This window comes from Streptomyces sp. NPDC054863 (genome assembly GCF_053610825.1).
Map to the genome: position 1 here is coordinate 1 of NZ_JBSGZD010000361.1, position 7,434 is coordinate 7,434.

At 70.9% G+C, this 7,434-nt stretch carries 7 protein-coding genes; 2 read left to right on the plus strand and 5 right to left on the minus strand.

Features of this window, described 5'->3' with window-relative positions; translation table 11 throughout:
- Positions 1-27: 27 nt before the first annotated feature.
- Positions 28-1,206 (minus strand): helix-turn-helix domain-containing protein, encoded by a 1,179-nt coding sequence (locus ACWGIG_RS35105; protein ID WP_453325754.1) that lies wholly within the window; start codon positions 1,204-1,206, stop codon positions 28-30.
- A gap of 521 nt (positions 1,207-1,727) precedes the next feature.
- Positions 1,728-2,153, minus strand: a complete 426-nt coding sequence (locus tag ACWGIG_RS35110) for a hypothetical protein (protein WP_453325755.1) — start codon at positions 2,151-2,153, stop codon at positions 1,728-1,730.
- 350 nt (positions 2,154-2,503) lie between these two features.
- On the opposite strand from ACWGIG_RS35110, the gene ACWGIG_RS35115 reads away from it, so the two are divergent.
- Together ACWGIG_RS35115 and ACWGIG_RS35120 are read left to right on the plus strand one after the other, a co-directional pair.
- Positions 2,504-3,049 carry a universal stress protein gene (locus ACWGIG_RS35115; protein WP_453325756.1) on the plus strand — a complete coding sequence of 182 codons (546 nt, stop codon included), beginning with the start codon at positions 2,504-2,506 and terminating at the stop codon, positions 3,047-3,049.
- 200 nt (positions 3,050-3,249) lie between these two features.
- Entirely contained in the window at positions 3,250-3,837 is a 588-nt protein-coding gene (locus tag ACWGIG_RS35120) for an acetate uptake transporter (RefSeq protein WP_453325757.1), read from the plus strand.
- Between the two features lie 122 nt (positions 3,838-3,959).
- Here the strand turns inward: ACWGIG_RS35120 and glmS are convergent, their stop codons facing one another.
- From glmS to ACWGIG_RS35135, 3 genes are all read right to left on the minus strand, one after another.
- Positions 3,960-5,777, minus strand: a complete 1,818-nt coding sequence (glmS, locus tag ACWGIG_RS35125; RefSeq protein WP_453325758.1) for a glutamine--fructose-6-phosphate transaminase (isomerizing) — start codon at positions 5,775-5,777, stop codon at positions 3,960-3,962.
- A 63-nt stretch (positions 5,778-5,840) separates the two neighbouring features.
- Positions 5,841-6,128, minus strand: a complete 288-nt coding sequence (locus ACWGIG_RS35130; protein ID WP_453325759.1) for a hypothetical protein — start codon at positions 6,126-6,128, stop codon at positions 5,841-5,843.
- A 131-nt stretch (positions 6,129-6,259) separates the two neighbouring features.
- Positions 6,260-7,156, minus strand: a complete 897-nt coding sequence (locus ACWGIG_RS35135; RefSeq protein ID WP_453325760.1) for a DUF4429 domain-containing protein — start codon at positions 7,154-7,156, stop codon at positions 6,260-6,262.
- Positions 7,157-7,434: the final 278 nt, after the last annotated feature.

Below are 7,434 nucleotides of genomic sequence, written 5' to 3' on the forward strand. Positions count from 1 at the left end.
GAGCCGCCCCCCTCACCACTGCGCGTGCTACCTCAGCCGTCCACCCGGCGCGTACATGTCCGAGCCCAGCTTCCCGTTCTCGGGGACCGCCGCGCTCGCGCCCGGCAGCCCCGTACTCGCCGCCGCGGCCCGCCGCTGCTGCGGCACCGCCTCGGACAGCGCCGAGGTCCCCAGCGGGACGGGGTCGGACGCCGGACGCCGGGCCCGGTAGGCGGCCCGGTAGGCGGCGGGGGAGGACCCCAGCTGGCGCCGGAAGTGGCCGCGCAGGGCGACCGGGGAGCGGAAACCGCACCGGCCTGCGACCTCGTCCACCGAGTAGTCCGACGTCTCCAGGAGCCGTTGCGCCTGGAGCACCCGCTGGGTGATCAGCCACTGCAGTGGAGCGCTCCCAGTGAGCGACCGGAAACGGCGGTCGAAGGTCCGGCGGCTCATGTACGCACGCGCGGCGAGCGTCTCCACGTCGAACTGCTCGTGGAGGTGCTCCAGCGCCCAAGCGACGACCTCGGCCAGCGGGTCGGCGCCGATTTCTTCAGGTAAAGACCTGTCGAGATAGCGCTCCTGACCGCCGGTCCTGCGCGGCGGCACGACCAGACGCCGGGCCAGCGCACCGGCCGCCTCCGTCCCGTGGTCCGTCCGCACGATGTGCAGGCACAGGTCGATTCCGGCCGCCGTACCCGCTGACGTCAGGACGTCTCCGTCGTCGACGAAGAGTTCGCGCGGATCGACGTGCACCGACGGATACCGCTTGGCGAGCGTCGGTGCGTACATCCAGTGCGTGGTCGCCGGGCGGCCGTCGAGCAGGCCCGCGGCGGCGAGCACGAAGGCCCCCGTGCACAGCCCGACGATCCGGGCCCCCTCCTCGTGCGCGCGGCGCAGCGCTTCCAACGCCTCCGGTGGTGGTGGGGAGGTGATGGACCGCCAGGCCGGTACGACGACCGTCCCGGCGCGGCTCATCGCCTCCAGGCCGTACGGTGCGGTCAGTTCGAGGCCTCCGGTGGTACGGAGTGGTCCTTCCTCGCCGGCGCACACCAGCAGCCGATAGCGCGGAACCCCTGCGTCCTGCCGGTCGATGCCGAACACCGAGAGCGGAATGGAGCTCTCGAAAATGGGTCCCCCGCTGAACAGCAGCACGGCAACGATTTCCCGGCGGCGGCGCCCGGAGAGCTTCCGGGTGGCCTCCGACGGTGCGGCCAAGTCCTGGCTCATGGCGCTAAGCCCCCCTCGGTGGTCGCGGCTCCCTGATCGTGACGGGCCTGTGGCTCCTGCACACTGCTCCTTGAAGTCGCAGTCCCTCTAGGTCCTGCACGGTTCCCCCGCCGTCGAATAACCCATGATCGAATCTACTGTGTCGTATGGCGCCGTCGTGACAAGTTCCGAAACCGGCGCTATGTCGACATGACAACTTGGCGCGAAGCATTCGATCAGGAAGCGTTCCACTCCCGGGCGCCGCAGGGAAGTGCGCCTTTCGCGCATGGCCCGTCCCCGTAGGGTGCGCGGGCGGCGAGCGGTCCTTTCTTCCCTGGTGGCACGGGGGTTGGAGGGGGCTTCCGCCAAGCATCGGGGGTGGAGGCGAAGTTGGCTGAAAAGCAACGGGCGCGCATGTGCGATCCCGTCACTCACCCGGCGCACTCCCCTGCGGTGAGTGACTTCGCCGCAACGATTTCACGCACTGTTCTTGTGCACATTCACGACATTCGCGCCCCCGTCCGCCTCCGGGGGCGGGACGCTCACGATTCCGTCCTGCGTCCTCCCCGGTGCGTGCCGGAGCCGGTGCGGCTGTGCCTGCCCCGGTGGGTGCCCGCCTGGAGGTCCTGGGCGAGCTCCCGGTCGCGGGCGGCGGCCCGCGCCGACTGGCGGAGCAGCAGACGGCAGGCGACGGTCACGGCGGCCAGTCCGCCGGCCGCCGCGGCGGCGCCGCCGACGGGTGCTCCGTAACCGATCAGTACCGCCGGTACGAGCAGACAGCTGAAGACCGCCCACCGGACGACGTCCCCCGCGGCGCCGGCGGACGCGCCGTCCGGGTCGGCCGGAACGGCCGGGGGCGGGCGGTGTCCGGGGTGTCCCTGTGGCCGCGGTGTCCCCTGATGTCCGTGGGGGCGGTCGGGGTCGTGCGGCGGGTCGTGCGGCGACGAGAAGGGTGAGGGGCCGTGCACGGCGCACTTCCTCCTGGGCGCGGGGGACGGGGAGCCTGACCAACGAACGGAAGGGCCGGACGGTCACGTGGGCGGCGGCTGCGCGGAGCGGCGGCAGACATCTGTACGGGGCGGCGGCAGACGCCTGTACGGGACAGCGGGCATTGCGATACCGGCCGGGGTCGTGCATGCTCCTGGAACGCCGCCCGCCTGCGAGCACTGGGCAGCGGAGGAGTGCCGCCGTACCCTTGGGGGTATGGGCTTGGGAAGATGATTCCCGGACAGCTCCGCTGTCGCGGGGTGAGTCGCACCCGTTGTTCCTGCCGTAAGCCCCGTGTAGTTCTCCTGAGGATGCAGACGCCGAGACACCGATGGCCGGTCACGAAACCCCCGAACCCGCGGACCGCAAGCAGGTCGCCGATCCCAGTGCCGAGTACGGCGTGGAGTCGAGCGGCGACCTCTACGCGCGAGAAGATCCACGTCAGTCCTGCGACCCCGCCTTCCGGCACGGTGTCGTCGTCGGCTTCGACGGCTCCACCTCCAGCGAGCGGGCGCTCGCGTACGCCATCGGCATGGCCAGGCGGCTCGGTCAGGGGCTGATCATCGTCCACGTCGCGAACCGGCTGCCGACCACCGTCTGGGCGGGCTGCGAGCCGCCCGTCTTCGTCGACGTCCCCGACCACCGCACCGAGGTGCTGGGGCTCGAACTGGCCTGTGCGGACTACCTCGCCGAGGTGCCGTGGATCCTGGTCGAGCGGGGCGGCGACATCTGCCACGAACTGGAGGAGGTCGGCCGGGAGTACGAGGCCGACGCGATCGTGGTGGGGTCGACGCACGGCATCGTGGGGCGGCTCTTCGGATCGGTGGCGGGGCGGTTGGCGAAGCGGGCGCAGCGGCCGGTCGTTGTCATTCCGTAACGCGACGTCAGTTTGCGGGCCCCCTAAGGCAGTTGGCGTGTACGCCCCCTTGACGTGGTGCGGCGATTCCTGAAACTCCCCTCGTGCAGGGGTGATTTGTCACCTTGTGAAGGGTAATTAAAGGCTGTTGGTCCGTGCGGAAGCCGGGCCGGCGCCACGCACTCACGCACACGCAGTACTTGCAGGAAGGGAGCCCCGCCGTGGACAACGAAGTCTCTGCGGGAAGCAGCACATCCGCCTCCGCCTCCACTCTCGGCCATCTCGCACTCGGACTCACCCTGCTCGCCTTCGGCCTCGGGCACACCATGGCGTTCGACGGGATCACGGCGGCGAGTGCCGTCACCGTCGCGACGTTCGTCGGGGGCATCGCCCTCTTCGTCGCGGGACTCCTGGAGTTCCGGGCGGGGAATTCGTTCAACGGGACGGCGTTCGCCGGGCTCGGAGCCTTCTGGTTCACCTGGGCCACCGCGGCCGGTGACGGCGTCGTGTCGGCCGATGCGGCAGGGCTGTTCCTGCTGCTCTGGGCGCTGCTGGCGCTCACCCTGGCCCTGGGCGCGGCAGCCGCGGGGCGGCTCGCGCAGGTCGTGTACGGGCTGTTGTTCGTGGCGCTGCTGCTGCTCGGGGTCGCGCAGTTCGCGGACGCCGCGACGCTGGGGAAGGTCGCGGGCTGGGTGGCGGCGCTCTCCGGGCTCGTCGCCTGGTGCGGCGCGACGGCGGCGTGGGCGAAGTGGCCCACGGCCCTGCCGCGCCGCGCTGCGGGCGGCCAAGGTGTGACGGCCACCGGCTGAACCGCAACTGCCGGGCCCGGGTCCGGTGTTGGGCACATCGGACCCCGTGAGGGGAAGGGCCCCGCACGCCGTGGTGGCGCGTGCGGGGCCCTTCTCGTACTGCTCGTACGGACAGCGGCTGCTTATTCGACGGTGACGGACTTCGCCAGGTTGCGCGGCTTGTCGATGTCGCGGCCCATGGCCAGCGCCGTGTGGTAGGCGAGGAGCTGGAGCGGGATGCCCATCAGGATCGGGTCCAGCTCGCTCTCGTTCTTCGGGACCACAATGGTGTGGTCGGCCTTCTCCTGCTCGCGGTGGGCGACCGCCAGGATCCGGCCGCTGCGGGCCTTGATCTCTTCGAGGGCGGCGCGGTTCTTCTCCAGCAGGTCGTCGTCGGGGACGATCGCGACCGTCGGCAGCGCGGGCTCGATGAGCGCGAGGGGGCCGTGCTTGAGCTCGGACGCGGGGTAGGCCTCGGCGTGGATGTAGGAGATCTCCTTGAGCTTCAGGGAGGCCTCCAGGGCGACCGGGTAGCCGCGCACGCGCCCGATGAACATCATCGACTGGGCGCCCGCGTAGGCCTCGGCGACCTTCTTGATCTCTTCCTCGGATTCGAGGATCTCGGTGATCTGCGCGGGCAGCTTGCGCAGGCCCTCGATGATCCGCTTGCCGTCGGAGACCGACAGGTCGCGGATCCGGCCCAGGTGCAGGGCGAGCAGCGCGAAGGCGACGACGGTGTTGGTGAAGCACTTGGTGGAGACGACGCAGACCTCGGGGCCCGCGTGCACGTACACGCCGCCGTCGGCCTCGCGGGCGATCGCCGAGCCGACCACGTTCACGACGCCCAGGACGCGGGCGCCCTTGCGCTTCAGCTCCTGCACGGCGGCCAGTACGTCGTACGTCTCACCGGACTGGGAGACCGCGATGTAGAGGGTGTCGGGGTCGACGACCGGGTTGCGGTAGCGGAACTCGGACGCGGGCTCGGCGTCGGCGGGGATGCGGGCCAGGGACTCGATGAGCCCGGCGCCGATCAGGCCCGCGTGGTAGCTCGTACCGCAGCCGAGGATCTTGATGCGGCGGACGCCGCGCGCCTCGCGGGCGTCCAGGTTGAGGCCGCCCAGGTGCACGGTGGAGAAGCGGTCGTCGATCCGGCCGCGCAGGACGCGGTCCACGGCGTCGGCCTGCTCGGAGATCTCCTTGTGCATGTACGTGTCGTGGCCGCCCATGTCGTACGACTCGGCCTCCCACTCCACGGTGGTCGGCGTGGCCGACGTGGTCGAGCCCTCCGTGGTGTACGTACGGAAGTCGTCGGCCTTCAGGGTGGCCATCTCGCCGTCGTCGAGGGTGACGATCTGGCGGGTGTGCGAAACGAGGGCGGCGACGTCCGAGGCGACGAACATCTCCTTCTCGCCGATGCCCAGGACCACCGGGGAGCCGTTGCGGGCGACGACGATGCGGTCCGGGAAGTCGGCGTGCATCACGGCGAGGCCGTAGGTGCCCTCGATGTGGCGCAGCGCCTCGCGGACCTTCTCCTCCAGGGTCTCGGCCTGGGCGCGGGCGATGAGGTGGACCACGACCTCGGTGTCCGTCTCGGAGGCGAAGACGACGCCGTCGGCGGTCAGCTTGGCGCGCAGGTCGTCGGCGTTGTCGATGATGCCGTTGTGGACGACGGCGACCTTGGAGTCGGCGTCCAGGTGCGGGTGCGAGTTCTCGTCGGAGGGGGCGCCGTGGGTGGCCCAGCGGGTGTGGGCGATGCCGGTGGTGCCGGCGAAGCGCTTGGGGACCTTGGCCTCCAGGTCGCGGACCCGGCCCTTGGCCTTGACCATGCGCAGGGCGGCCGACTTGGGGCTGTTGATCACGACGCCCGCGGAGTCGTAGCCGCGGTACTCCAGGCGCTGCAGGCCTTCCAGGAGCAGGGGTGCGACGTCACGCTTGCCGATGTAACCGACGATTCCACACATAAGGACTTGCCCTCCGAGTTGTCTGTGGTGCTGTCCGGTGCCGAGCGGCCCGGTGCGGGCTGCTCAGCCGTAGACGAGGCGGCGCAGTTGGCGGAGCGAGAGCTCCGGCGGTGCGACCGCGCGGTGCGGCAGCTCGGCCGCGATCCGGTCGAAGATCTCCGCGTTCACGGCGCCGCCGGCTTGCAGTTCGCGGTGGCGCCGACGGACGAATTCCTCGGTCGTCTCGTCGAAGTACGCCAGTACGTCGAGCACCACCCGGGCCGCCTCGCCGCGCGGCAGCGCGGTGGAGCGGACCAGATGGTCGATGAGGTCCTCGTGCGGGGACGAGGGAGACGTACGGCGTTCGAGCACCCGTTGATACTGAGGTAACCCGAGGGCTTATGCAAGAATCCTGCCCGATATCGGGCAGGATTCTTCTTGATCGCGTTATTCGGCTCTCTTGGTCTGGACTAAGTCGGAGTCCTGGGCGGGTCAGAGCCGCTTCAGAGCCGCTTCAGGACCGCCTGCTTGGCCGTCGTGAACTCCTCGTCCGTGAGGACTCCGGCCCGGTGCAGCTCGCCGAGTTCACGCAGTCGGCGCAGCAGGGCGTCGTGGTCGTCGGCGGCCGGCGGGGTCGCGTCGGGGGCCGGAGCGGCCTTCTCCAGCACGGGCGCGTCGGCGGGCTCCGCGGTGGCCGCCGGGTGCGGAAGCCGCGCCAGCACCGCGGCGGCGACCAGTGCGGCCGTGTACTCCTTCTTCGAGAGCCCCCACAGGTCCAGGGCGCACGGGTCGTACTTGGGGGAGGGGGACTTCGCCCCGCGTCGGGAGGTGAGGAAGCGGAGGTGGCCGTTCTCCAGGCCTATCGCGGGCAGCCAGTCCACCCCGGTGATCTCCGAGAGGGGGACGGTGACGGGGCCGCCGGAGGACTTGGACTCCTCCGCCTTCCAGTTCCAGGACAGGCGCACCGCGTCCCCCTCGAAGGAGGCCGTGCCGTCCCCGCCGCCGCCCGACACCGGCACCGCAGGACCGGGCAGCAGGAAGCGGTTCACCGGTTCGGAGGGCACCTGGTCGAGCAGCAGTGCGGTGCGGACCTCGTCCACGAAGTACTCGGCGACACCCGTGCGGTCCTGCTCGACGGCGAGGCGGTACGGATCGGCGGCGTCCGGCAGTCTGCCGCCCGCGGCCAGCAGCAGCGGGCAGGCGCCCTCCCGCAGGCGCAGCCGCAGCCCGCCGCCCTTGCGGCCGGGCTCGTAGGCGATGCCGGCCAGGGCGACCAGCGGGACCTCTAGTTCACCCAGGGCCTGGCGCAGCGGATGGATCCTGCCGCCCCGCCCCGGGACGATGCGCACTGTGTCGCCGTCGAAAGTCCACGTACCGTCCTTTTGAAGAATCTCCGCCATACCGGGATTCTCGCACCGGCGTGCGTGCCCAAGGGGTGTTGAATTGGTCTACACCCTTGACCAGGCCGTGACTTGGGCGGTAGCCATGGGTCCTGCTCCACCTCTGTTACGTACATGCCACAGCCGCGCTGCCCCGTCGAAGGGACCGCTTGTGAGACACCGTCGTACGATTCCCCGCCTCCTCGCTCCGATGCTGCTCGTGGCCGTCGCGGGCACGGCCGCCGTCGGCGCTGCGCCCGCTCCCGGCGCGGGGGCGGCCGCCCCGGCCGGGGCCGCCG

Bases quoted from the DNA above. Each gene is read 5' to 3' on its own strand.
- ACWGIG_RS35105 (WP_453325754.1), bottom strand. From the start codon at position 1,206: ATGAGCCAGGACTTGGCCGCACCGTCGGAGGCCACCCGGAAGCTCTCC.
- ACWGIG_RS35115 (WP_453325756.1), top strand. From the start codon at position 2,504: ATGGCCGGTCACGAAACCCCCGAACCCGCGGACCGCAAGCAGGTCGCC.
- glmS (WP_453325758.1), bottom strand. From the start codon at position 5,777: ATGTGTGGAATCGTCGGTTACATCGGCAAGCGTGACGTCGCACCCCTG.
- ACWGIG_RS35135 (WP_453325760.1), bottom strand. From the start codon at position 7,156: ATGGCGGAGATTCTTCAAAAGGACGGTACGTGGACTTTCGACGGCGAC.